This window comes from Nocardia cyriacigeorgica (genome assembly GCF_010858045.1).
Taxonomy (GTDB): Bacteria; Actinomycetota; Actinomycetes; order Mycobacteriales; family Mycobacteriaceae; genus Nocardia; species Nocardia cyriacigeorgica_E.
In genome coordinates this window covers 166279-189659 of sequence record NZ_JAAGVC010000009.1, presented here as the reverse complement: position 1 = coordinate 189659, position 23381 = coordinate 166279, and the positions used below count along the sequence as shown (strand labels likewise).

23 protein-coding genes are annotated in these 23381 nt (G+C 67.2%); 10 read left to right on the top strand and 13 right to left on the bottom strand.

Features of this window, described 5'->3' with window-relative positions:
- Nucleotides 1–37: 37 nt before the first annotated feature.
- The gene (locus GV790_RS12040; protein ID WP_175585867.1) at nt 38–1249 is read right to left on the bottom strand and encodes an HpcH/HpaI aldolase/citrate lyase family protein; all 1212 of its coding nucleotides are present in this window, start codon (nt 1247–1249) and stop codon (nt 38–40) included.
- A 14-nt stretch (nt 1250–1263) separates the two neighbouring features.
- On the bottom strand, nt 1264–2481 hold the full coding sequence (locus GV790_RS12035; RefSeq protein ID WP_280213755.1) for a hypothetical protein: 1218 nt from the start codon (nt 2479–2481) through the stop codon (nt 1264–1266).
- Between the two features lie 212 nt (nt 2482–2693).
- On the opposite strand from GV790_RS12035, the gene GV790_RS12030 reads away from it, so the two are divergent.
- From GV790_RS12030 to GV790_RS12020, 3 genes are all read left to right on the top strand, one after another.
- On the top strand, nt 2694–3269 hold the full coding sequence (locus GV790_RS12030) for a TerD family protein (RefSeq protein WP_014353648.1): 576 nt from the start codon (nt 2694–2696) through the stop codon (nt 3267–3269).
- 334 nt (nt 3270–3603) lie between these two features.
- A complete protein-coding gene (locus tag GV790_RS12025; protein WP_163813433.1) occupies nt 3604–4698 on the top strand; it encodes a DUF475 domain-containing protein in 1095 nt (364 codons plus the stop codon).
- Between the two features lie 83 nt (nt 4699–4781).
- Nucleotides 4782–5384 (top strand): Tellurium resistance, encoded by a 603-nt coding sequence (locus GV790_RS12020; RefSeq protein ID WP_163813432.1) that lies wholly within the window; start codon nt 4782–4784, stop codon nt 5382–5384.
- Nucleotides 5385–5412: 28 nt separating this feature from the next.
- Here the strand turns inward: GV790_RS12020 and GV790_RS12015 are convergent, their stop codons facing one another.
- Both GV790_RS12015 and GV790_RS12010 read right to left on the bottom strand, forming a co-directional pair.
- Nucleotides 5413–6372: a DUF389 domain-containing protein gene (locus GV790_RS12015; RefSeq protein WP_175585866.1), complete on the bottom strand. Its 960-nt coding sequence runs from the start codon at nt 6370–6372 to the stop codon at nt 5413–5415.
- Between the two features lie 64 nt (nt 6373–6436).
- Nucleotides 6437–6892: an SRPBCC family protein gene (locus GV790_RS12010; RefSeq protein ID WP_163813431.1), complete on the bottom strand. Its 456-nt coding sequence runs from the start codon at nt 6890–6892 to the stop codon at nt 6437–6439.
- 80 nt (nt 6893–6972) lie between these two features.
- Between GV790_RS12010 and GV790_RS12005 the strand changes: the two genes are divergently transcribed.
- Both GV790_RS12005 and GV790_RS12000 read left to right on the top strand, forming a co-directional pair.
- Nucleotides 6973–7539, top strand: a complete 567-nt coding sequence (locus GV790_RS12005) for a hypothetical protein (RefSeq protein WP_163813430.1) — start codon at nt 6973–6975, stop codon at nt 7537–7539.
- Nucleotides 7536–8525, top strand: coding sequence for a hypothetical protein (locus GV790_RS12000; RefSeq protein WP_163813429.1), 990 nt, complete (start codon nt 7536–7538; stop codon nt 8523–8525). Before GV790_RS12005 ends, GV790_RS12000 begins: the two co-directional genes overlap by 4 nt.
- Nucleotides 8526–8542: 17 nt before the next feature.
- Here the strand turns inward: GV790_RS12000 and GV790_RS11995 are convergent, their stop codons facing one another.
- The 3 genes from GV790_RS11995 to GV790_RS11985 all read right to left on the bottom strand — a co-directional run bounded on the left by GV790_RS11995 (nt 8543) and on the right by GV790_RS11985 (nt 12548).
- Entirely contained in the window at nt 8543–9946 is a 1404-nt protein-coding gene (locus GV790_RS11995) for a lipase family protein (protein ID WP_175585865.1), read from the bottom strand.
- 328 nt (nt 9947–10274) lie between these two features.
- Nucleotides 10275–11957, bottom strand: coding sequence for a cutinase family protein (locus tag GV790_RS11990; protein ID WP_163813428.1), 1683 nt, complete (start codon nt 11955–11957; stop codon nt 10275–10277).
- A 180-nt stretch (nt 11958–12137) separates the two neighbouring features.
- Entirely contained in the window at nt 12138–12548 is a 411-nt protein-coding gene (locus GV790_RS11985; protein ID WP_163813427.1) for a nuclear transport factor 2 family protein, read from the bottom strand.
- A gap of 272 nt (nt 12549–12820) precedes the next feature.
- Here GV790_RS11985 and GV790_RS11980 point away from each other — a divergent pair, with 272 nt between their 5' ends.
- Nucleotides 12821–13396 (top strand): TetR/AcrR family transcriptional regulator, encoded by a 576-nt coding sequence (locus GV790_RS11980; RefSeq protein ID WP_163813426.1) that lies wholly within the window; start codon nt 12821–12823, stop codon nt 13394–13396.
- Between the two features lie 6 nt (nt 13397–13402).
- Here the strand turns inward: GV790_RS11980 and dnaB are convergent, their stop codons facing one another.
- The 5 genes from dnaB to rpsF form a co-directional block, all read right to left on the bottom strand.
- Complete coding sequence (dnaB, locus tag GV790_RS11975) at nt 13403–14785, bottom strand: replicative DNA helicase (protein ID WP_163813425.1); 1383 nt, start codon at nt 14783–14785, stop codon at nt 13403–13405.
- A gap of 692 nt (nt 14786–15477) precedes the next feature.
- The gene (gene rplI, locus GV790_RS11970) at nt 15478–15936 is read right to left on the bottom strand and encodes a 50S ribosomal protein L9 (protein ID WP_104360331.1); all 459 of its coding nucleotides are present in this window, start codon (nt 15934–15936) and stop codon (nt 15478–15480) included.
- A gap of 17 nt (nt 15937–15953) precedes the next feature.
- A complete protein-coding gene (rpsR, locus tag GV790_RS11965) occupies nt 15954–16205 on the bottom strand; it encodes a 30S ribosomal protein S18 (protein ID WP_036541619.1) in 252 nt (83 codons plus the stop codon).
- A 56-nt stretch (nt 16206–16261) separates the two neighbouring features.
- Nucleotides 16262–16819, bottom strand: a complete 558-nt coding sequence (locus tag GV790_RS11960) for a single-stranded DNA-binding protein (protein ID WP_163813424.1) — start codon at nt 16817–16819, stop codon at nt 16262–16264.
- A gap of 105 nt (nt 16820–16924) precedes the next feature.
- Nucleotides 16925–17212 (bottom strand): 30S ribosomal protein S6, encoded by a 288-nt coding sequence (gene rpsF, locus GV790_RS11955; RefSeq protein WP_163813423.1) that lies wholly within the window; start codon nt 17210–17212, stop codon nt 16925–16927.
- Nucleotides 17213–17351: 139 nt separating this feature from the next.
- Between rpsF and GV790_RS11950 the strand changes: the two genes are divergently transcribed.
- The 3 genes from GV790_RS11950 (at nt 17352) to GV790_RS11940 (ending at nt 20749) form a co-directional block, all read left to right on the top strand.
- A complete protein-coding gene (locus GV790_RS11950; RefSeq protein ID WP_163813422.1) occupies nt 17352–18743 on the top strand; it encodes a glycosyltransferase family 87 protein in 1392 nt (463 codons plus the stop codon).
- Nucleotides 18744–18760: 17 nt separating this feature from the next.
- The gene (locus GV790_RS11945) at nt 18761–19414 is read left to right on the top strand and encodes a class I SAM-dependent DNA methyltransferase (protein ID WP_163813421.1); all 654 of its coding nucleotides are present in this window, start codon (nt 18761–18763) and stop codon (nt 19412–19414) included.
- Between the two features lie 207 nt (nt 19415–19621).
- Nucleotides 19622–20749, top strand: coding sequence for an NAD(P)H-dependent flavin oxidoreductase (locus GV790_RS11940; protein ID WP_163813420.1), 1128 nt, complete (start codon nt 19622–19624; stop codon nt 20747–20749).
- Nucleotides 20750–20937: 188 nt separating this feature from the next.
- Here GV790_RS11940 and GV790_RS11935 read toward each other — a convergent pair whose 3' ends face one another.
- The gene (locus GV790_RS11935) at nt 20938–21711 is read right to left on the bottom strand and encodes a GntR family transcriptional regulator (RefSeq protein ID WP_163813419.1); all 774 of its coding nucleotides are present in this window, start codon (nt 21709–21711) and stop codon (nt 20938–20940) included.
- Between the two features lie 97 nt (nt 21712–21808).
- Here GV790_RS11935 and GV790_RS11930 point away from each other — a divergent pair, with 97 nt between their 5' ends.
- Nucleotides 21809–23272: an ABC1 kinase family protein gene (locus GV790_RS11930; RefSeq protein ID WP_256673223.1), complete on the top strand. Its 1464-nt coding sequence runs from the start codon at nt 21809–21811 to the stop codon at nt 23270–23272.
- Nucleotides 23273–23381: the final 109 nt, after the last annotated feature.

The window sequence follows — 23381 nt, the reverse complement described above, 5'->3', positions numbered from 1 at the left end:
CCGACCGATTCGCGCTGCGACTGCGTCGCTACCTCGTTCATACCGTGACCAACGCCGTCAGCAGATCCACGAACGACACTCCTTTGTTGGCCACCCCGAACACCCTGGCGCGCAGCAAGGTCTGCCGCGCCCAGCTGCGATGCGGACGCATCTCGTTCATCTTGTTCCGGTACTCCGAGGCCGCCACCCCGCCCACATCGGCTTGCAGGATGTCGAGCGCGTCCGAGTACTCCTCATGGGTCACCACCGACAGCGCGTGTACCGCGGCCACATGCGAGGGATGGATCACCGTCTTGCCCTGAATGCCGTTGGCGCGGTCGAGCGTGATCTCGCGCAGCAGGCCGTCGAGATCCCGGCTGACCAGGTAGCGCCGGAACGGCACCGCATCCGATTCCTCGAACGGCGCGGTGCGCAGCAGCGGCCGGAACATCCGCTCGTGATCGGCGAAGTACTCCCACACCGGGCCGGTGATGACGAAGCCGGTGCCGTCGGCACGGCCCAGATAGTTGACGATATCGGCGATCACATCGGCGACCACCCGCACGTCGTAGATGGTCAGATCGCGGTCGCGGCGGATACCGAAGGTCGAGCACATATCGGTCGCACCGACGCGCACGGCCAGCACATTGTCGCGGTGTTCGGCCAGCAGCGCGGCGATCTCGGTGAGTTCGGCGTCGCGCGTCTGCCGATGCACCAGCGCCGCCGACTCCAGCACCGGCATGCCGTAGAGCGGACGGCCCAGCAGGGCACGCGCATGCTCCAACGCGGCAAGATATTTCGACCCGGAGGCCGAGTCGAACTTGGGGAAGACGAAGCCGGTGAGCACCTCGGCGCCCGGCCCGAGCTGCTCGGCCAGTTCGATGATGGTGTCGGCGTCGCGCACCCGGACGAACAGCATCGGATTCGGATCCACGCCGGCCGCGAGCTCGTCGAGCGTGCGCACCGCCTGCGCCTTGGCCGATTCCACCTCGTGATCGGCCACGGCGTCCTCGAGGTCGATGACCATCGAGCACACCCCGCGCGCGGCCCGCTTGCAGATCGTCGCGGTGAGATCGGCCCTGGTCGCGGGCGCGTACAGGGTCGCGCCGAGCGCGACGGCGAGCAGTTCGCGGTCGGTCTGACCGCCGATGGGCTCGGGTTGGCGGTGGAAAAGCGTTCTCGCGTCGGGACCGTTCAGCTGCCGGAAATGGCGCAGCAGCACGCGCTTGCGCAGGGAAACTTCCTGCTTGACGGCGATGCCTGCGGTCATCGTCTCCCCACCCCTCACTCTCGTCGTGGTCCTGACTGTTTTCTCATGCGATCCACTACGCCTGCTATGAAATCCGCGACGGCGTCGAGCTCCGTCACATACGCCCAATAATCGGGATGACGCCCGGACAGCGCACCGGTGATCCGGTCGATCCGTTCGGCCTGCGCGTCCAGTACCGATCCCCACTCGGCGGCGAGCCCGCGGCCCACCGCGAGCATCTGCGCGTCCCGCAGCCGGAATCGTACGGCCTTGGCCTTGTCTTGCGGATTCTCGCGCACCTCACGCAGCAGCGTCAGCCGTTTGGTGACGGCATCGACCTGCTGTTCGGCCTCGGCGAGATTGCCGCGCGCGGTCGTGGTCAGTTCAAGTGCTAACTCCGGGTCGTTCTCGGCCGCGGCCGCGCGGGCCCGGCTCAGGGCGTCATCCGCGGCGGCTATGGCCCGCTGGCTTTCTCGCTCATTGTCAGACAGATCCGCCGAACTCGCAGCATTGAACTCCCGCAGTAGCGCGGAGTACGCCGCGCCCACCCCTTCGGCCCTGGTCCGCGCCGCGGCCAGCCGGGTGCGCACCGAGACGATCGCGGTCGATGCCGCGGCGGCGCGAGATGGGGCCTGCGCCAAAGCATCTGCCAGTTCTTTGCTCGCGGCGTCGAGCCGGTTGGCGGCCTCGCGCACCGCACCGACGCCGGCGCCCGCGCGGGCCGAACGCAATGTGATCAGTGCCTCATCGACCGCGGCACCGGCCCGGCGCACCGACCCGTAGTGCGCGTAAGGGGACTCGGCGGCCTGCCCGCGCACCGCGGCGGCAGCCGTGGTCACCTGATCGGCCAGGCGCGGCACCATCGCCACCACCGCGACGGCCTCTTCCAGCTGCGCCTGATTGCCGCGGTAGTACTCGTCCACCCCGCGCGCGGCCTCGGTCAGCCTGCGCACCGTCTCCTCGGTTCTGACCTGCCCCTGCGGCACCGGCGATCCGCTCGCCTCGGCCTGATCGAGCTGCTCGGTGAGCTTCAGGTAGGCATCGGCGGCGGCGTAGCAGCGGGCTCGCACCGGCTCCCACCGCCGGTCCAGGCCGCGTTCGGGGAAGATCTGCTCGGCGGCCGCGGTGGCCGATTCGGCGACGCTCTGGCGCCGGTCCATGTCGAGGAACGCCGACGCGAGCGAGTGCCGAGCGTGCTCGATCCACTCGGTATTCCCGGATGACCGGAACCATCCACGCCTGCGGCCTGCCACGACCCGATGGTAGGAGATCTCGCCGGGGCGGGGTCGGGACAACGGCCGAGGCCGGGCACCGTCCGCATCGAGGCCGCGCACCGGTGCGAGCGAATGCGGGCTACCCGCATCGGTTTATACGCAAGATCGCCGAAACCTACTACTGTCGTATCTCGTACCCGGCGATTCGGACATGCTGGGAATCACAGACGACTATCGAAAGGGAATCCCGCATGGGTGTCAGTTTGTCCAAGGGCGGCAACGTCTCGCTGACCAAGGCGGCGCCTAACCTGACCGCTGTCGCGGTCGGCCTCGGCTGGGACGTTCGTACCACCACCGGCACGGACTTCGACCTCGACGCCAGCGCGATCGCGACCGGAGCCGACAAGAAGGTGGTCTCCGACCAGCACTTCGTCTTCTTCAACAACCTGCGCTCGCCCGAGGGCACCATCGAGCACATCGGCGACAACACCACCGGTGAGGGCGAGGGCGACGACGAGGTCATCAACGTCGATCTGGCCAACACCCCGCCCACCATCGAGTCGATCTTCTTCCCGGTCTCGATCTACGACGCCGACACCCGTCAGCAGTCGTTCGGCCAGGTGCGCAACGCCTACATCCGGGTCGTCGACCGCTCCAACAACGAGGAGCTGGCCCGCTACGACCTGTCCGAGGACGCCTCCACCGAGACCGCCATGGTGTTCGGTGAGCTGTACCGCAACGGCGCCGAGTGGAAGTTCCGCGCCATCGGTCAGGGCTACGCCTCCGGCCTGGCCGGTATCGCCCGCGACTACGGCGTGAACGTCTGATCGAGCTCACCCTCGGCCGGGGAGGGGGCCCGGCGCCGGGCCCCCTTCCACCTGCCTCGCCACCCATGGGAAACTGATCCCACCGGGGGGTTCAACGAACATCCACGCGGTCACTCACTCGCTGGGGTCCGACTGGACATCTCATGGTCGGGCGACCAGGCTTGATGACGACGGTCGCTCTCGACGTCGGCCCGAAATGTCGGGTTCACCGTCGACCGGTACGGTCGTGTCGAGCGCCGCTCGCACCGGGTCGGCGATCGCACACAGCAGCTTCAGACGTCCCACCATGCCCGGATGACGACCGACTCCGGCGCCGCACACGAAAGGTCCCCGCGTGGTCCTGCGCATATTCGGCCTATCCTTCCTGGTCACCGTCGCATCACTGGTAGTGGCACTGCTCTACGGTGGCCCCACCGCCCTGGTGCTCTGCGCGATCCTCGGTGTCCTCGAGGTGTCCCTGTCGTTCGACAACGCCGTCATCAACGCGACCATCCTGCAGCGGATGAGCGAGTTCTGGCAGCGCATGTTCCTGACCATCGGCATCCTGATCGCCGTCTTCGGCATGCGCCTGGTGTTCCCGCTGGCGATCGTGTGGGTCACCGCAGGGCTGAACCCGGTCGAGGCCTTCGACCTGGCGCTCAACCCGCCCCCGGGTGACGCCGCCTACTTCCCCAATGGCGATCCCAGCTACGAGACGTTGCTCACCGACGCCCATCCGCAGATCGCGGCGTTCGGCGGCATGTTCCTTGCGCTGCTGTTCTTGAACTTCATCTTCGCCGAGCGGGAGATCACCTGGCTGTCGTGGCTGGAGCGGCCGCTGGCCAGGGCGGGCAAGCTGGACATGCTGTCGGTGGTCGTCGCGGGTATCGGCCTCATCCTGTGCGCGGAGTTCCTCGCCGAGGAAGAGGTCCGTTCAACGGTGCTGCTGGCCGGCCTGCTCGGCATGATCACCTACATCGCGGTCGACGGCCTCGGCTCGATGTTCCACGCCGAGGAGCACGCGGGCCCGTCGGAGGCCGCCAAGGCCACGGGTAAGGCCGGTTTCTTCCTGTTCCTGTACCTCGAGGTGCTCGATGCCTCGTTCTCCTTCGACGGCGTCATCGGCGCGTTCGCCATCACCGCCGACCCGATCATCATCGCGCTCGGCCTCGGCCTGATCGGCGCCATGTTCGTCCGGTCGATCACGGTGTACCTGGTGCGCAAGGGCACCCTGTCGGAGTTCGTCTACCTTGAGCACGGTGCGCACTGGGCGATCGGTGCGCTGGCCGCGATCCTGCTGATCTCGATCGGCGTGCACGTCAACGAACTCGTCACCGGCTTCATCGGTATCGCGTTCATCGGCGCGGCGTTCATCAGCAGCATCATGCGCAACCGGCGCGAGGGTGAGCCGGAAGCGGCCGCCGAAAAGGAGCCCACCCCGGTAGGCTGACCGGCGGACGCAACCGAAGACTCGAACGGCAGCGGCCTGGCTTGGCCGCTGCCGTTCTCATCTCCTGAGGGGGGATCGCGGCGATGGCGATCGACGATCAGCGGGCCGGCGGCGGGAAAGTCACCCTGTCCAAGGCCACGCCGAGCATCAATCTCACCAGGCCGGGCGAGCTGCAAGGCATCATGCGGGTCGAGCTGACCTGGGCCGCGCGCGCCAAGAGCCTGTTCCGCAGATCCACTCCGATCGAACTCGAGCTCGGCTGCCTCTACGAACTGGCCGACGGCCGCACCGGTGTGCTGCGCACCGCCACCGATGCAGGCGCACTGGAATTCGAGCCGCACATCCTGCTCGACCGCGACGGCGCCCGTCCCGGCAGCGCGGGCTTCAATATGGATCTGGCCCGGCCCGAAGCGTTTCGGCAGGTCTTGATCTTCGCGCTGTGCGCGCAGGCACCGAACTGGGCCGCCGCCAAGGGCACGCTCACCCTCGCGCCGACCATCGGCGCGAACGTCGAACTGGCGCTGGACGAGCCGGTCGCCGACACCCGGTCCTGCGCCATCGCGCTGTTGCAGAACCAGGGCGCGGGCATCACCGTCTACCGCGAGGCCAGGTACCTGACAGGTGCGCTGGACGAGCTGGTGCGGGCCTACCGGTGGGGCATGGACATGGATTCCGCGCGCGCCTGAACGGCGCTCAGAGCATGCGCCGCAGCGCTCAGAGCATGCGCCGCGGGTACAGCCGCGCCTTCGGCCTGCGCACGGCGACTCGCGACCACACGGCATCCTGCACGGCCAATGTGGCCCAACCGGCCAACGCCATCCCGGACAGGTTCAGCGCCAATTGCAGTGTGCTGCCCCATACCTCGTCCCAGTGCGCGAACACCGCCGCCAGCGCGATATTGCCGGCCGCGGGCACGGTCGTCACCGAGATGAACACGCCGACGAGGCCGCCCGATTTCGCCGACGTCAGCGACAGCACGCCCGCCGCGGCGGCGATCACGGCCACGATGAACGACCACTTGTCCGGGGTGTAGATGAAGGCGGTCTCCGGCCCTGTCCCCACATCCTCCGCGGTGATCCAGCCGAGCCCGCGTGCGATGAGTACCAGCAGGAACGTCAACACGATGGCGGTGAGGAACCCCAGGATCAGGGTGCGCACCGCCAGCCCGAACAGCACGAATCGCCGTCGCACCAGCGCCACCCCGAGCGCCGCGATCGCACCGAACTCAGGACCGAGCACCATCGCGCCGATCACCAGGATCTGCGAGTCGACCACGATGGCGATGGCCGCCAGCGTGGTCGCCAGCGTCATGAAACTCAGGTAGGTCCAGTTGAGTTCGGTCTCCTCGTAGGAACGCTGAGCCACATCGGCCCAGACCACCGCGTCCGCGCTACTGCCGGGGGTGCGCACCTCGGCCTCGAAACCGGCCAGCGACAACCAGGTTCGCACCGGCTCGAGCTCGATACTCCCGCATTTGTGCACGCCGGTCGCGCGCAGCCGTTCCACCAGGTCATTGGCCGCTTCCCTGGCGATGTGCGCGATCACCAGGTCACCGGCCGGGCGCAGCGCGGCCCCGCGCATCACCGCCAGCCCGCTGACCGCGTCGTCGCTCTCGAGGATCTCGATCACGGCGTCGGTCTTGTCGGCAGGCGCCATTACTCGCACGTGCAGCATGCGCTCAGTCTGGCGTATGCACCGGCGGCGGGCCGAGCGAAACCCGGATAGCGCCTCGTACCGGCTAGCTCTGCTGCTCCGCGAGCTCGGCCAGCCGGTCGATGGAAGCGGCCAGCTTGTCGGCGGTGGTGGCGCGGGCACGTGGCAGCCGCATCTCGTCGGTCAGGCGCGTCCAGTCGTAGGTGTGGCGCACCAGCGAACGCCGCTCGTCCAGCGGCTCGACTTCCCAGCGCCACAGATGGCCGGGCGGTTCACGATCGGGCTCGGAAGGCTGCCAGGCGATCAACCTGCCCTCCTCGAACTCGACCACATGGTTGTGCCGGGTGGAGCCCTTGGTGATCACCATCGTGAAGACATCTCCCACCGCGCGCACCCGCTGGCCTGCGGGTGCCCCGGACAGGTTGTCGTTGCCGTCCCAGCGCGGCTGCTGCGCCGGATCGGCGATCAACTCGAACACCACCGCCGCCGGCGCCGCGACCTCACGTTCGGCACTGACCACTGTTTCCATCTCTGAGCTCATGTCCTGATCGAAGCACAGCCCGCGCGGCTGGGCTCCTCAGCAGCGACGATCTTGTCGGTGCCCGGTAATACAGTGGCGCTATGGCAGCAGCGGTCCACCCTGCGCCGGGCCCGTCACCTCGGCGCGCAGCCGACGATCTGATGCAGATCGCGGCGCGTACACCGCTGTTCTTCTCCAGCTATACGCCGCTGTTCGCGATCCTCGCGGCCCGTTTCGCCGCCACCCCCTGGCTGGCGTTCGGCGCGCTCGCGCTCATGGGGTTCGGCGCGGCCTGCACGATCTGGGTGCTGTCTCTGCTCGGCTCGTCGGCGCGCTCGTCGCTCACGGTGGCGCGGGTGCACGAGAGCGGCAGCGAATCCGGCGGGTATCTGGTCTCCTACGTGCTGCCGTTCCTCACCGTCGAAACGCCGCGCGGGCTCGACGTCCTCGCCTACGGCCTGTTCCTGCTGGTGTTGCTGATCGTCTACGTGCGCACCGACCTCATCCAGGTCAACCCGATGATCTATCTGCTGCTGCACCGAATCGTGAAGGTGCAGACCGAGTCCGGGGATGTGGCCTACGTCGTCGTGCGATCGGTACCGCGCCCCGGCGATACCGTCACGGTGGCCCAGCACGCGGGAATCCGAGTGCTGACGGAGCGGCGATGAGCATGCGCAGCGGCCGGGACTGGGCAGGCATCGATATCGGCGGCGAACCGATCGACCTGCTACTCGGCTGGCGAGACGGGCGTAAGCGCTTGCAGGCGTTGCGGATCGAGTTCGCCGCTGCCCTCGGTGCGGAGCTGCGCGCGATCGCCGCGGCCACACTGGACCAGCTCGCGGCGATGGCGCCGATCGAATACGACACCATCGCCGCGCTCGTCGACGGTGAGGAGTTCTTCTCCTTCGCCCTCGACGGGCTCGACCGAGCCCGTCCCGAGGACACCGCGGGCGAGCCCGACGCCCAGATCGCCGGATTGCTACAGCTCATCGCCCGTTCGGCGACGCTGGATACCGTGCTGCCCCGGCAGATGCGCGACGGCACCTTCCTGTTCTACGTGCTGATCTGCGAATCCGCCGGGCCGGATCGGCAGCGCACCGCCTTCGTGCGGTTGCAGCACGGACTGCGGGTGGCCTCGGCGCACCGCATTCTCGCCACCTTCGGTGAACGCCTGAATCGCGTCGGCGACCCGGTCTTCGCCTTCGCCGAGGAATTCGATCTCGTCATCGCCGGCGACGAGATCGCCATCCTCAAACCCGACACCTTCCTGCGGCTGTTCACCGACCTCGAACTGCTCACCAAGGCCACCCCGGATTTCGTCGACCACATCAGCGAGGCGCTCGGCCTGGAGCTGGCCGCGCCGGTCAAAGACACCATCATCGCCGTCTGTGCCAAACGGCCCAGCTACGCCAAGCTGCTGAAACGGCTCAGCGGCGTCGACTACCTGCCGAAGATCACGCTGTCGTCGTTGCAGGCCGAGCTCGACCGCTATCCCGAGCTCCCCGAAGGCATACACATCGACGACTCCGGAATCGTCTTGAGCGATCAGGGGGTACCGACATTTCTGGAGATCCTGGATCAGCGGATCTGGCGCGGACCCTTCGACGATTCGTCGCGAGTGGCCACGGCGTATCGGCGGTTGCGGCCGCGGTGAGGCGCCGGTTGCAAGCGTCAGCGGTGCCCGAGGATGGCGGCGAGCATCCCGCCGACGAAGTCGGCACCGAAGGCGTTCATGGCGGCCGGTGTGGTCGGCGTCGTGCCGGTCTGGACATCGCAACCGGCGAGCGGCCGGCCGGCTGCCCGATCCTTCAGCCACGCGAAGGCGGCCGGGGCGCCGAGCCCCCACTCGAAGGCATGCGGTGACACCGCCGATGGGACGACATCGCGCCGATAGGTCACCGCGGTGCCTGCCGCACAATACTTGTCGACCAGCTGATCGGAGGACGCGATCGTGCTCAGCTCATCGTCCACCGCGTTGTACAGGTAGACCGGTGCGGCAGGAGCCGTCGCGCCGAGGGTGCGCTCGGCGATCAGCTGTTGCGTCAGCGGCGCGTTCAGCACCTGCTCCAGCGGTACCGTCAGCAGCGTGCCGAAATCCCGGAACGGGAAGCTCACCAGGTTCTGCGGTGTGCAGCTCGCGGCCGCTCCGGCCAGCAGTCGCTTACCCTCGGCGGTGAGCATCCGATCCATCATCGCGGCGAACTCCGGCGAATCCTGTTGCAGCGCGGCGATCCCCACCGGCGGCAGACCGGCGACCGGGGTGCCGTTGCCGTTCCTGAGGCCCGCCATCAGATCCACCACCGGCGCACCGATGGCCATGCCCGCCACGTTCAGTTCCGGGGCGTAGTCCGGTTGCACCTGCGCGGCCCAGGCGGTGGCGATACCGCCGCCGGAATATCCCCAGAACATCGCGGGCGCGGCCGCCGCGAGCCCGAGCTCGGCGAAGTTCTGCGCCGCCCGCACACCGTCGATCGCCACATAACCCGGTTCCTTCGGTGTCAGGAAATGGTTGTCCACCCCACCCAGGTCCGGGACCGATACGGCCCAACCCTGGTTCAACCCCGCCGCGATCATCGGCACTTCACTTGCCGTGGTGGACAACGTGATCGGACCGCCCGCACCGGCGAAATCGAACCACGGCGCGCCGGTCTGCAAGACCTGCGAGGGCATGCAGTTGGGTGCGATGGCGTCGATCATGCTGTCGTAGGACAGGATCGCGCTCGGCGCCCTGCCGTGATCGCCCATCAACACCGTGGTCACCGCGGCATACGGATCGCCATGGGAGTCGGTGGTCCGATAGAGCAGCTGCCAGGCCCGCACCCGCATGGGAATCAGCTGGAGCGAGACCGGGGTGATCGGCCTGGTCCGCAAGATCGTGCCCGGCGCCGCCGATTCGTAGCCGGCCGGCGGCAGGTAGAAGGCGTCAGCGGTGTTCGGTATCGCCGCCGTCGGTGCTGCGACGGCGATCAGAGCCGCGCAGGTCGTGAGGACGCTGACGGCGAGTGCGGTGATCCTGGCCCGCAAACCCCGTCCGCGGCCGAGTGATTCCGACTGCCCGATCCCCGCTGTCCGCATGGGCACACTGTAGAACGTGTTTCAATCTATGGCGCCGTTTTCGAATAGGCTCGCCGCGGTCCATTTCGACCTCCGGACCGTTGAGCTGCGGCTTCGGTGCGGCCGCCGGCGGTGCTCGGCTTTCGACGACGGGGGTTCCCGCGCCCACTATCCGCTCGCGAGCCCGGGCCGGCAGGCGCGAACCGGCCCGCCGACCCAGCCGCTGGTCCGCGTCATCGCCTGATCGGCGGGATGAACGGACCGGCACCCACGAACAGCCGATGCGGCGGACTCGACTGGAGTCCGCCGCATCGACTTTCGGCGCGCAATCAGCGGCCACCCGCTCCGCTCAGTTGGTCGCCTCCGCTCGGGCGTCGGTGGTCGGGGCCTCCGCCTTCGTGGTGGTGGTGGTCGACGGGGCCGTGGTGGTCGGTTCCGTCGTCGCCGCCGGCGCCTGGGTGGTGGTCGGCGCGGGAGCGGTGGTGGTGACCTCCGGGGTGGTTGTCACCGCTTCGCTCGGCGTCGTCGGGGCCGTGGTCGACGGATCGGCCTCGGCCTTCGGCTTCGCCGTGGTGGTGGTCGCTGGTGCGGTGGTCGTACCCTTGGCCGGTTCGGTCGTCGGGGCCGCCGAGGTGGTCGACTCCGCCGCCTCGTAGGCCGCGGCCAGATCGGCTTCGGTGGGCTTGGAGTTGGTGTCCACCTTCTGGCCCGCCTGGGCCTGCTTGGCCAAGTGGGTGATCCAGGCCGCCGCGTACTCGGCCGAGGTCATCGGCTTACCGTTGCCGGGATCGGCGTCATCCCAGTAGTCGAAGTGATGACCGGTGTGGTTGGGGCCGAGGGTCTGCTTGTACGGATCGCTCAGGATCACCGGGATGGTGTTCTGGTTGGTCACGATCAGCCCGACGATCTCGTTGAGGATCTTCTGCGGCAGGTACGCCAGCGGCGACATCTGATCCACCGCGATGGCGTCGGCCTGCGCCGGATCCTGCGGGGCAGGCGCACCCGGCTTGTACTCCGGGTCCGAGACCCGCAGCAGCACCTCGAGGAAGGTTTCGTCGCTGGCCATCCAGTTCGGCTGGGAGGCGATATCGGCGAACGCGGTCATCGCGATCCGGCCGAGCACCACCGCGACGTCCTGGCCGGTCGCCGGGGTCAGCCCCTCACGTTCGAGTGCGTCGACATTCAACTGCCTGCCCACATTCACCGCCAGATTCAGCAGCGAGATGTTCTCCGGAGCCGAGCAGGTGAGATCGCCGTCGGAGCAGAACGAGGCGATCTTGCCGTTCAACGCCCCGAAATCACCACTGGTCCCGGGCAGGGCACCCGAACCGGGCACCGGCTTCTGCCCGTTCTGATATTTCTGGTCGAAGCCGTCCGGGTTGGCGAACGGATCCTCCGCACCGGGGAACGGGCCGTCACCGGTCGAGCGGCCGGGATCGGCGAGGATCACCACGCCGAGCACGTTCTCCGGGTCGACGATCCCGTACTCGCCGTCCTGGCCGGGTTCCTGATGCCCGACCTCCATCGCGACGCGACGCACCACATCGGCGCCCTCGCTGTAACCGACGATGGAGAACTTGGTGTCCGGGCAAGCCGCCGCGATCTCCGACATCACCTGCTTGGCATTGGCGACACCGGCATTCACGGCGTCTTCGTAGCTGGCCATATTCGCCGGGTAGGCGATGTACACGGCAGCGTAGGAGCCCTCGGCGACGTCGTCGCGCGGCGCGTTGACCACCGGGTCCAGCCATTCACTGCTGTGATCACCCGACAGCGCGGCGGGCAGCGGATTGCCGTTGGCGTCCACCAGCATCGCCGTCGTCCCCTCACGGGGAGTGTCATTGCGACCGGCCACCGAGATGGTCACCATGTCGCGGCATTCGGTGACCGAGGCCACCAGCTGCGTATCCGCCTCTTCCGGTGCGGCGGTGAACGCGAACGTCGCGGCCACCGCCGCCGCCACCCCGAGTACCGCGGGCGCGGCAACGGCCGAGGCCAACCGATGTCGCGCGAAGAACTCACGAAGAGCCATGTCCGAACCCCAGATTCCTGTAACCGACAAGTGGAAGGACAGGCCCCCCGACGGGCCATGTGTCACGTATGAGGTCGTGGGAGGTGGGAAGAGTGTTACTGGTCGGATGTCAGTCGTGTCCTGTGATCGATGTTGCGACCGCATCCGGCCGATCCCGGAAAATGGCTCTGGCCCGCTGCTTCAGACGATGAAAGCCTCGGCGATCGCATAGCTGTCCTCGTACATGTGGTAGCGGCTGATCTTGCCGTCGGTGACGGTGAAATGCAGTGCGTAGGCATTGGTGAACGTCTTGCCGGTGGCCTTGACACCGAAGACGCAGGTGGCGAAGACAACCGCGTCCTCGCCCTGCGCGAATTTGCCGGTGATCTCGAACGATTCCGGGGCCGTCAGCACCTTCGGAAAGATGCCGAAGAATTCCTCGATTTCGGCCCGGGTGGAACGCTCACCCGCCCACGGCACATGCGCGGCGCCGTTCACCCGGAAATCGACCTTGTCGGCGAACTGGTCGAGCAGTGCGCTCATATCGCCGGAGCCGAAATTGCGGAAGAACTCGTCGACGACCTCGATGGTGGAGCTGGTGTTGCCGGACATGATGTTTCTCCTTGTCGTTGGATCGGAAAGGGCGTCAGAGAGCAAGTGCGGCACAGCCGGCCGTGGCGCGCTCGGATCGCCTGGCCGGTGCTCAGCACCGCGACGTCGTCGGCGCGAGCCTGGCTACCAACTAGGTGGTTGGATTCTGACACGGCAGCTCGCAAGTGTCCAACCAACCAGTTGGATGCTAGGTTGGGCTACCGTGAACAGCCGGGGCGACGGATCAGGAAGGGCCGGGAGGACGCCGTCACGGGCGCCCTCACCGAACGCACATGCGACGAGATTCCGCTAGAACCAAACAGCTACTGCTCGAGGCGGCCAGGGCCGAGTTCGCCGAGCACGGCATCGCCGGGGCACGGGTGGACCGGATCGCGGCGAACGCCGGCTGCAACAAGGAACGCATCTACGGCCACTTCGGCAATAAGGAGGCCCTGTTCAGCGCCGTCCTCGCCAATGCCATGCTCGGACTTGCCGATACCGTCAAACCCGGCGAGAGCTCCGCCGCCGAACTGGTCCGGCGCGTATTCGACTACCACCGCGCCGACCCGTCGCTGCTGCGCCTGCTGATGTTCGAGGCCCTGTACTACGGCGACACCCTCGTCGACAGCAATGTGCACCGTCGTGACTGGTACGCCCAGGTGAAAGCCGCCCTCGTCGAGCGGACCGGCCTGCCGGAACAGGAGATCGGCCGCGCCCTGCTCACCCTCGTCGGTCTCGGCGCCTGGCCGATCGCCATGCCCCAGCTCGTCCGCTTGTTCCTCGGCGATTCCGCGGGCACCGACGACGCCATGGTCGATCTCAGGGAATCCCTCGCCGCCTTCGCCGAACGAGCCGCAGAGCTGCCCTAGCCGAACTCAGCCCCGCGCCATATCCACGAATCGGCTCAAATGCAGCTGGTGCGCGACCGTGATCGTGGCCGTCGGCCCGTTTCGGTGCTTACCGAGGATCAGGTCGGCCTCGCCACCGCGCGGGTCGTCGCGTTCGAAGGCGTCGGGCCGGTGCAGCAGGATGACCATATCGGCATCCTGTTCCAGAGAGCCCGATTCGCGCAGGTCGGAGACCATGGGGCGCTTGTCGGTTCGCTGTTCGGGGCCACGGTTCAGCTGGCTGATGGCGACCACCGGGACTTCGAGTTCCTTGGCGAGCAGTTTCAGGTTTCGGGAGAAATCCGAGACTTCCTGCTGACGGGATTCGACCTTCTTGCCGGAGGTCATCAGCTGCAGGTAGTCGACCACGACGAGCTTCAGATCGTGGCGCTGTTTGAGCCGGCGCGCCTTGGCCCGGATCTCCATCATCGTCAGGTTCGGTGAATCGTCGACGAACAGCGGCGCCTCACTGATCTCACTCATCCGCCGCGCCAGCTTCGTCCAGTCGTCATCACTCATCCGCCCGGACCGCATATCCCCGAGCTTGATCTTCGCCTCCGCCGACAGCAGACGCATCACGATCTCGGTCCGGCTCATCTCCAGCGAGAAGATAACGCTCGCCAAACCGTGCTTGATCGAACAACTCCGCATGAAATCCATACCAAGGGTGGATTTGCCCACGCCGGGCCTGGCGGCGACGATGATCATCTGGCCGGGGTGCAGTCCGTTGGTGATCTCGTCGAGTTCGGTGAAGCCGGTGGGGACGCCGAGGGAGATGCCGCCGCGGCTGGCGATGGAGTCGATTTCGTCCATCGTGGGCTGGAGCAGTTCCTCGAGCGGGAGGAAGTCTTCGGTGGTGCGGCGTTCGGTGACCTCGTAGACCTCGGCCTGGGCGCGGTCGACGACCTCGGCGATGTCCTGGCCGTCGGCACCCGCGTAGCCGTACTGGACGATGCGGGTGCCCGCTTCGACGAGGCGGCGCAGAATGGCCTTCTCAGCGACGATCTCGGCGTAGTAGCCGGCGTTGGCGGCGGTGGGGACGGTCTGGGTGAGGGTGACCAGATAGGGGGCGCCGCCGATGCGTTTGAGTTCGCCCCGGCGATCCAGGCCGGCGGCGACAGTGACGGGGTCGGCGGGTTCGCCGCGGCCGTACAGGTCGAGGATGGTGTCGTAGATCGCCTGATGGGCGGGACGGTAGAAATCGCCGGGGCGCAGGGCCTCGACCACGTCGGCGATGGCGTCCTTGCTGAGCAGCATGCCGCCGAGAACGGACTGCTCGGCCGCCATATCGTGCGGTGGCTGGCGCCCGAAATCCTCGCCGGGCGGTTCCGGCGGGTAATCGGTATGCCCACGGTCATCGACGACTGCCACCTGACTCGACCGTCCTCTCTACCCGATAGGGCTCACCCTATTGACGACTGGTTCTACCCCCGGGGTACGACAGATTCGGCGTGTCGGACAGGCATGACCAGCACCGTTGCCCACCCCCGGTCGCGAGTTCAGTTACCGCTCCGGCATCCACCGGATCGTGACCGCTCAGAGGCTCGCGCACGGCGATGCGACGAACCTAGGCGACCGCGCATGCACATACCAAACCCGGCTGTGCACACATCTGTGGATAACCTGTGGACTGTTTACCCAACGGTGTGCACCTCCTGTGCACTACTTGGGGAAAACCCTGGTCATCGACCACAAACACGCAGATAGGTACGTATTTCCACAGGTGTGCATGTGTGGATAAATAAAGTCTCGGCGTGTCGGTGGAGTTGAACAGCCGGGCGTGTTGAGTTAACAGACGATGGACAAGCTATGAGGTGAATCACATTACGAGCGGTTGGTTTCTCCAATGATCCACAACATGCACATCTGGGGATAACTTGCCGTGCTGTGCACAGCACGAACCCACGCCACGGTCGCCCGGCAACCGGCAGAAGACAGAGCTAATTCCCGGTTACCCACACGGGTATAGCCCGCTGAACAAACAGTGCACAGCCGAAGGCCACCCCCGTGCGGAACACGGGCGTGGCCTTCGACTCGATGTATTCCGGCGCTCGGCCGTGAACTCAGCTCTCGGCTGCGACGACGTCCAGGTCGAACGTGGCAACCACATCCGGGTGCAGGTGCACCGAGATCTTGTGCTTACCGGTCGACTTGATGTGCGACTTCGGCAGGTCGATGCTGCGCTTGTCCAGCACCGGTCCGCCGGCCGACTTCACCGCGGCGGCGACGTCGGCCTGGGTGACCGAACCGAACAGCTTGCCGGTGCCCGCGGTCTTCACGCTCAGCGAGACCGACTCCAGGCCCTCGATGGCCTGCTTCAGCTCGTTGGCGTGGTCCAGGTCGCGCACGCGACGGGCATCCTGCGCCCGGCGAATGCCCTCGACCTGCTTCTGGGCGCCACGGCTGGCGACGATGGCAAGGCCGCGCGGGAGCAGGTAGTTGCGCCCGTAGCCGTCCTTGACCTCGACCGTGTCGCCGGGGGCACCGAGGTTGTCCACATCAGCGGTCAGAATGAGCTTCATTTGCGTGCCTCCCTTGCTCAGCGAGCCGTCGACACGTAAGGCAGCAGCGCCACCTCACGCGAGTTCTTGACGGCAACCGCGATGTCGCGCTGGTGCTGCACGCAGTTGCCGGTGACCCGGCGGGCACGGATCTTGCCGCGATCGCTGACGTACTTGCGCAGCAGCGCCGTGTCCTTGTAGTCGATGTTGACGAGTCCGGTCTTGCTCTCCTTGCAGAAAGTGCAAGCCTTCTTCTTGAGCACCTTTTCGCGCGCGGGCGCTTTAGGCATGGTCTTCTACTCCGTAATCTTGGTGGCCCACCGTCGCGGGCCGATATGAGCCGTTGTCAGAACGGCGGTTCGTCATCCATGCGGCCGCCCCCGAAGGAGCCTGCCGCGGGCGCGCTGCCCCACGGGTCGTCGGCGGCACCCTGGCCACCGGAACGCCCACCACTGTTGGCCTGCTGGTAGTTGCCACCACCGCCGCCGGAACCACCGGAGCCGCCGGAACCGAATCCGCCGCCACCCCCGCCGCCGCGGCTGGTCTTGTTGACCTTCGCGGTGGCGTAACGCAGCGAGGGACCGACCTCGTCGACCTCGAGCTCGACTACCGTGCGCTTCTCACCCTCGCGGGTTTCGTAGGAGCGCTGCTTGAGCCGTCCGCTCACGATCACACGAGAACCCCTGGTCAGGCTCTCGGCGACATTCTCCGCGGCCTCGCGCCAGATGTTGCAGCGCAGAAACAGCGCTTCGCCGTCTTTCCATTCATTGGTATTACGGTCGAACACGCGGGGCGTGGAGGCGACGGTGAAGTTCGCCACCGCGGCGCCCGCGGGCGTGAATCGAAGCTCGGGGTCGGCCGTCAGATTTCCGATGACGGTGATGACCGTGTCGCCTGCTGCCATGAGGTTCCTCCTGCTCGGTGTGCAGTTCCCGGGTGCACTCGCTTGTCGTGCTAGAGCCTAGAGACAGGCACCGACCAAACACGGGTCAAACGAGGACCGAAAGAACTACTTGTCGTGGCGCAGGACCTTGGTGCGCAGCACCGACTCGTTGAGACCCAGCTGGCGGTCGAGCTCGCTCACGGTGGCGGGCTCGGCGGTCAGGTCGATGACGGCGTAGATGCCCTCGGCCTGCTTGCGGATCTCGTAGGCGAGCCGGCGGCGGCCCCAGATGTCGACCTTGTCGATCTTGCCGCCATCGGTGCGAACCACGCTGAGCATGTTCTCCAGGTTCGGACCAACGGTGCGCTCGTCCAGGCTCGGGTCGAGGATGACCATTACTTCATAATGACGCACGGACCAATCACCTCCTGTGGACTAGGAAACGGCCACGGACGGTCCGTGGCAGGAGGGTCGTCGCGTCAGCAACCCGGCAAGGTTACCTGACCAGGTATTGACCGGCGAAATCGATCCCCCCGCCACTACGCTGATCGGTATGCCGAACGGACCCGCAGCAGGCGAGCTGGTCGCCGGTCGCCTGCCACGGGTGGGGGCGGCGACCGTCGCGGTGCTGCTGTGCGGGCTGACGTTGCTGGCCGCGTTCTGGAACAAGGCGCGCTGCGCTGGGGCGCCGTTCCGCCAGGACGGGCGTTCGGTGGCATTCGATCTGTTCAAGGATTCGCGCGTCTGTTATTCCGATATCCAGTTCCTGTGGCTGGGCCGCGATATCGATCAACACGTCTTTCCTTATATCCATGGCGGCATCACCGGTGACGGCGCGCTGGTCGGCGGGGCGGTCGAATATCCGGTGCTCAGCGGGCTGCTGATGTGGGTCGGCGCGCTGCGCGCCGACAACGACGCGATGTTCCTGCTGCATTCGGCGTTGCTGCTGGCGCCCTTCGCGCTGCTCACCGCCTGGTTGCTGGGCCGGATGGCCGGCTGGCCCGCGCTGTTGTGGGCGGCGGGGCCCCCGCTGGTGCTCTACGCCTTCCACAATTGGGAACTGCCGGTGGTGTGCGCGGCGGTCGCGGCGATCTACGTCATGACGATGCTGCCGCGCTGTTCACTGCGGACCAGGGCGGTGCTTGCGGCCGTTCTGCTCGGGATCGGCTTCTGCCTCAAGTTGTATCCGGGGATCTTCGTCCTGCCGTTGCTGGCGTATGTGCTCACCGGCGGGGCCGATGCCGCGGGCGCCGGCCTGCGCGATCGGCGTTTCGACGTGCGTGGCGCGCTGCTGACCGGTGCGGCGGCGCTGGCCACCGTGGTCTTGGTCAATCTGCCGTTCGCACTGGCCGGGTACGAGGGCTGGCGGGCCTCGTTCACTTTCCAGCAATTGCGCCAGGCCGATATCACGACCAATTCGATCTGGTATTGGGGCCTGCGGCCACTGTTCGGGCCGGAGGCAGTGGACGAGCAGAATTTCCAGCAGGTGGTCTCCGGCGCCTCGCCCGCGCTGATCCTGCTGTCGTTCGTGCTGGCGATGTGGCTGGGGTGGCGGCGGTTCAGCACCACGGGTGTGTTCCCGTGGGTGGGCGTGAGCGGGGCGATGCTGTGTGGATTCCTGCTGTTCCACAAGGTGCATTCCCCGCAGTACACGCTGTGGATCATTCCTTTCCTGGTGCTGCTGCGTGTGCCGTGGACGTTGGTCGTCGCCTATCTGGTGGCGGATGCAGCCATCGGCGTCGGCGTATTCCGGTACTTCTACGCCCTCGGCACCGGCAATTCGGTCGAACTGACCGAGGCCATCGTGCAATTCGGGGTGTGGGGCAGGGCCGGGCTGCTGCTCGTGCTGTTCTTCGTCTTCGTGCGAGCGGCCCCGCGTGTCGAAAGATCCGCCGTCCCACCGGCTCCGCGGCGCGACTCCGGCGAACTGCTGCCCGTGGGCTGAGGGTCGACAATGGTGCGATGAACGAACCCGCCGACATCGCAACGACGCGCACCGCCTACGACGGCGTGGCCGGGCTCTACGCCGACCTCGTCGCAGGCCACCTGGAGCGCAACCCCTTCGAGCGGGCCATGCTCGGCATCTTCGCGGAACTGGTGCGCGACAACGGATCCGGCCCAGTGGCCGATATCGGCTGCGGGCCGGGCCGGTTGACCGCGCATCTGAGCGAGCTCGGTCTCGAGGTGTTCGGCATGGACCTCTCGCCGGAGATGATCGCGCTGGCCGAACAGGCCTATCCCGGTCTGCGCTTCGAGGTCGGCACCATGGAGCGGCTCGGGATTCCGGACGGCTCGCTGGCCGGCCTGCTCGCCTGGTACTCGATCATCCATCTGCCGCCGCGGCGGGTGCCCGAGGTGCTCGCCGGCTTCCACCGGGCGCTGGCCGATGGGGGCTATGCGCTGCTGGCTTTCCAGGCGACCGACCCGCCCGAACCGATCACCGCGTTCGACCACAAGGTCACCGAGGCCTACCGCTGGTCACCGGAGCATCTGCTCGAGCTTCTGGTGGCGGCCGGTTTCGCGCCGGTGACGCGGATGGTGCGCGAACCGCAACCGGATGAGCGGTTCGATCAGGCCTATGTGCTGGTGACCAAGGACCCGACCGCGGCGGTCTGAAATTTCCCCTCCCTCACAAAACTAGAACGTGTTACATTCGATTCATGGCACCGACGCCGATCGATGACGCCGCGTCCGCTCACTGGCGATTAATGCGGTACACGGCGGTTTCGAGCGCGACGTGCCGGGCAGAAGGTTTACCGGGCAGCGTCCGGCGAGCCGAATATTATGCAACCCGTTCCAGGGCATAGGGAGACCAGAACCGCCATGCGTACCGAAATCTGCGACCGCCTGGGGATCGAGTTCCCCATCTTCGCCTTCACCCATTGCCGCGATGTGGCGGCCGCGGTCAGCAATGCCGGCGGTCTCGGGGTGCTCGGCGCGGTGGGCTTCACCGCTGAACAGCTCGAGGTCGAGCTCAGCTGGCTCGACGAGCACGTCGGCGACAAGCCCTACGGCGTCGACCTGGTGATCCCGTCGAAGTACGAGGGCAAGGGCATCGACGGGCTCTCGCCCGAGGAGCTCGAAGCCGAACTCGCCAAGCACGTTCCCGATGGCCACCGCGAATTCGCGGCCAAGCTGCTCGCCGACCACGGCGTGCCGGAACTGCCCGCCGATGAGGTGCACCCGCAGTTGCTCGGCTGGACCGCCACCACCGCCGCACCGCAGATCGAGGTGATCCTGCGGCATCCGAAGGCCAAGCTGGTGGCCAATGCGCTCGGCACCCCGCCGCCGGATGTGGTGAGCAAGATCCAGGAGTCCGGCCGGTTGATCGGCGCGCTGTGCGGTTCGGTCAAGCATGCGCTCAACCACAAGGCCGCCGGTCTGGATTTCGCGGTCTGCCAGGGCACCGAGGGTGGCGGGCACTGTGGCGAAGTGTCCTCGCTGGTGCTGTGGCCGCAGGTGATCGACGCGGTCGGCGATATGCCGGTGCTGGCGGCGGGCGGTATCGCCGACGGCCGTCAGGTCGCCGCGGCGATGGCGATGGGCGCGGCCGGCGCGTGGACCGGTTCGATCTGGCTCACCGTCGAGGAGGCCAATGTGCCGCCCGCGCAGATGCAGACCTTGATCGAGGCCACCAGCCACGACACCGTGCGTTCGCGGGCGTGGACCGGTAAGCCCGCGCGGATGCTGCGCAATGACTGGACCGAGGCGTGGGAGCAGTCCGACACCCCCGATCCGCTGCCGATGCCGCTGCAGATGATGGTCGCCCTCGACGGCGTCAAGCGCGGGCACCGGTATCCGGAGGCCGCCAAGGACGTCAACTTCAACCCGGTCGGCCAGGTGGTCGGCATGATGAACAAGATCGAGCGTTCCGCCGATGTGATGGCGCGCCTGGTCGAGGAGTACGTGGAGTCCTGCGAGCGGCTGAACAAGCTCAACGGGGCGCTGTGAAGTAGTCACCAGTTGTAGGAAGGCCGCCGAACCTCGGGTCCCGGCGGCCTTTCTCGTCGGCCGCAATGAGTTTCGCCCCGCTATCGGGGGCAGGTAGAAAGTGCCGATCACGGCACTCCGGAGAACCGATCCGGTGGGGCGGCCCGGCACAACCCCGCCCGTCGGACGGGTCGGGAGAACCGGGGCCGTCAGGCCGTCGCGGCGTGCGCGGAATCGGGTTCCTCGGCCGCGTCCAGCAACTCCGCGAATCGGGCGAGCACCTTCTCGTGATACATCCCGAAGAGGTCTTCGAAGAGCGCCAGCTGCGCTTCGGACGGCCCGGAATCGGACTCCCACACCGCCATCATGGCCCGCCACACCAGCACGTGCAGATCGGCGGCACCGGCGAAATAGGCTTCGATCGCCTCCGGGACCTCGAGCACCATCTCGCCGATGGAGTTCAAGATCGCGCGCTGCATGCTGGAGCCGAGCGCGGTGAGCAGCCGGCGCACCAGGCCGATCTCCACCGAGAGGATCTCGCGGTAGTCCGGAACCTCCAGGCGGGCAAGCGATTCCAGCCTGTCGATATCGGCCTTGAGCGCCGCCGGATCGGCATCGCAGCGGCCCGCGGTGTAGGCGAGCAGTGCGTCCATGACGATGCCGCGCTCCACCTCGACGATGTCGCGGAACATCTCGATCGCCACCTCGGGCATGGGCACCGAGTAGCGGAACAGATGCCGGTACACGTCGATGCCGCCGAGTTCGCGAACGTCGCGAATGGTGAAACCCTTGCCGCGCCGGGCATCGACGAAGCCGTAGGACTCCAGCCTGCCGAGGGTGAGCTGCGCGGTGGCGCGGTTCATCTCGAATTCGTCGGCGACCTGGCGCACCGAGGGCATCAGATCGCCGGGCCGGTACTCCCCCGCGGCGACCCGGCGTGCCAGCTCATCGGCAGCATCGGCGACCACCGTCCGGGATCCCATCCTGCACCCTCACCTTCGTCATACGTCCCAGACAGTCTAGGCGCAATGTGCCAGACTGCACATGGATACTACGGGGCGGCGCAGTGTGAGGTGAATCATGACCACTCGATGGGGCAAGGGCCGGGCAGGAGGCCAGGCGACGGGTCGATACGGCCTGTTCCCGGCGCGCCCCGACGGCACCCCGCCCATGAGCCGGGCGGCGCGCAACGCCAGGCTGGCGGCCCTGCCGGTGGCGTACGCGGGGCGGCGCGCGGCCGGAGCGGGCAGGCGCGCACTCGGCCGTTCCGCCGCGGAGGTGGATCGCGAGATCCAGTTGCGGACCGCCCAGCACATCTTCGAGGTGCTCGGCGAGCTCAAGGGGTGCGCCACCAAACTCGGCCAGCTGCTGTCCATTTATCAACTCGCGCTGCCGGAAGATATAGCCGATCCCTATCAGATCGCGCTGGCGCGGCTGCAGGACGCGGCGCCGATCATGTTGCCGCCGACCGTCGACGCGGCGATGGCGGCGAGTCTGGGCGGTGGCTGGCGGGGCTTGTTCCGCGAGTTCGACGATCGCCGCGCCGCTGCCGCCTCCATCGGTCAGGTGCATCGCGGGGTGTGGCATGACGGAAGGCCGGTCGCGGTCAAGATCATGTATCCCGGCGGGCGCGCGGCGGTGGAGGCGGATCTGACGCAGCTGCGGCGGATTTCGACGCTGGCGTCGGTGTTCCTGCCTGGTGCCGACGTCAAGGCCGTCACCGAGGCGATCTGTGAGTGTGTGCGCGGCGAACTCGATTACGGGGCCGAAGCGGCCAATCAGCAGGCCTTCGCGGCGGCCTTCGCCTGCGCACCCGAGTTCTCCATTCCCGCCGTGGTGGAACAGCGCGGCGATGTGCTGATCACCGAATGGCTCGACGGCACACCGGTCTCGCGCATCATCGCCTCCGGCAGTAAGGCCGAGCGCGATCGCGTCGGCATGCTGATGACGCGGTTCATCCTCTCGGGCTGGCAGCACGATCTGCTCTACGGCGATCCGCATCCCGGCAATTTCCGGTTACTGCCCGACGGGCGCCTCGGGATCGTCGATTTCGGCGCCTGCTCGCCGTGGCCGATCGAATTCCGCGCCCTCGCTTACGATTTCTGCGACGCCTTCTTCACCGGCGGCCCGGCCGACCTCGAAGCCGCGGTGCGGGCACACGGCTTCGTCGATCCGAGCCATCCCCTCGATGCCGACGCGCTGGTCTCCGCGCTCGGGGAATGCGGGGATCCGCTGCGGCACAGCAGCTTCCACCTGTCCACCCGCTGGCTGCGCCGACAGGTACTGCGCACGACGAATCCGCGGCTGTCGAATGTGGTCAGGGAATTGGCCATGCCCGCGCCGTTCACCCCGTTCGCCAGGGCCGGGCTGACGCTGATCGGGGCGTTGAGCCAGCTCGAGGCCGAGGTGTCCTACTTGGACGAAGTGGTCGGCGCGCTGCCGTTCCTGGACGAGGTGTTCCAGCGGGCGGGCACGCTCGCTGAGCAGGTCGAGCCGGGTGCGCAGCGGCGGCTGCGAGTGGTCCAGCAGGTGCCGATCAGCTGAGGTCCGCCGATGGTCAGTGGCCGAGACCGAACCGATGTCGCAGCGCCGCGCGATCATCGCCGCCGATGAGCGCACGATAGCCACGGCGGAAGCGACGCGGGTTTGCGCT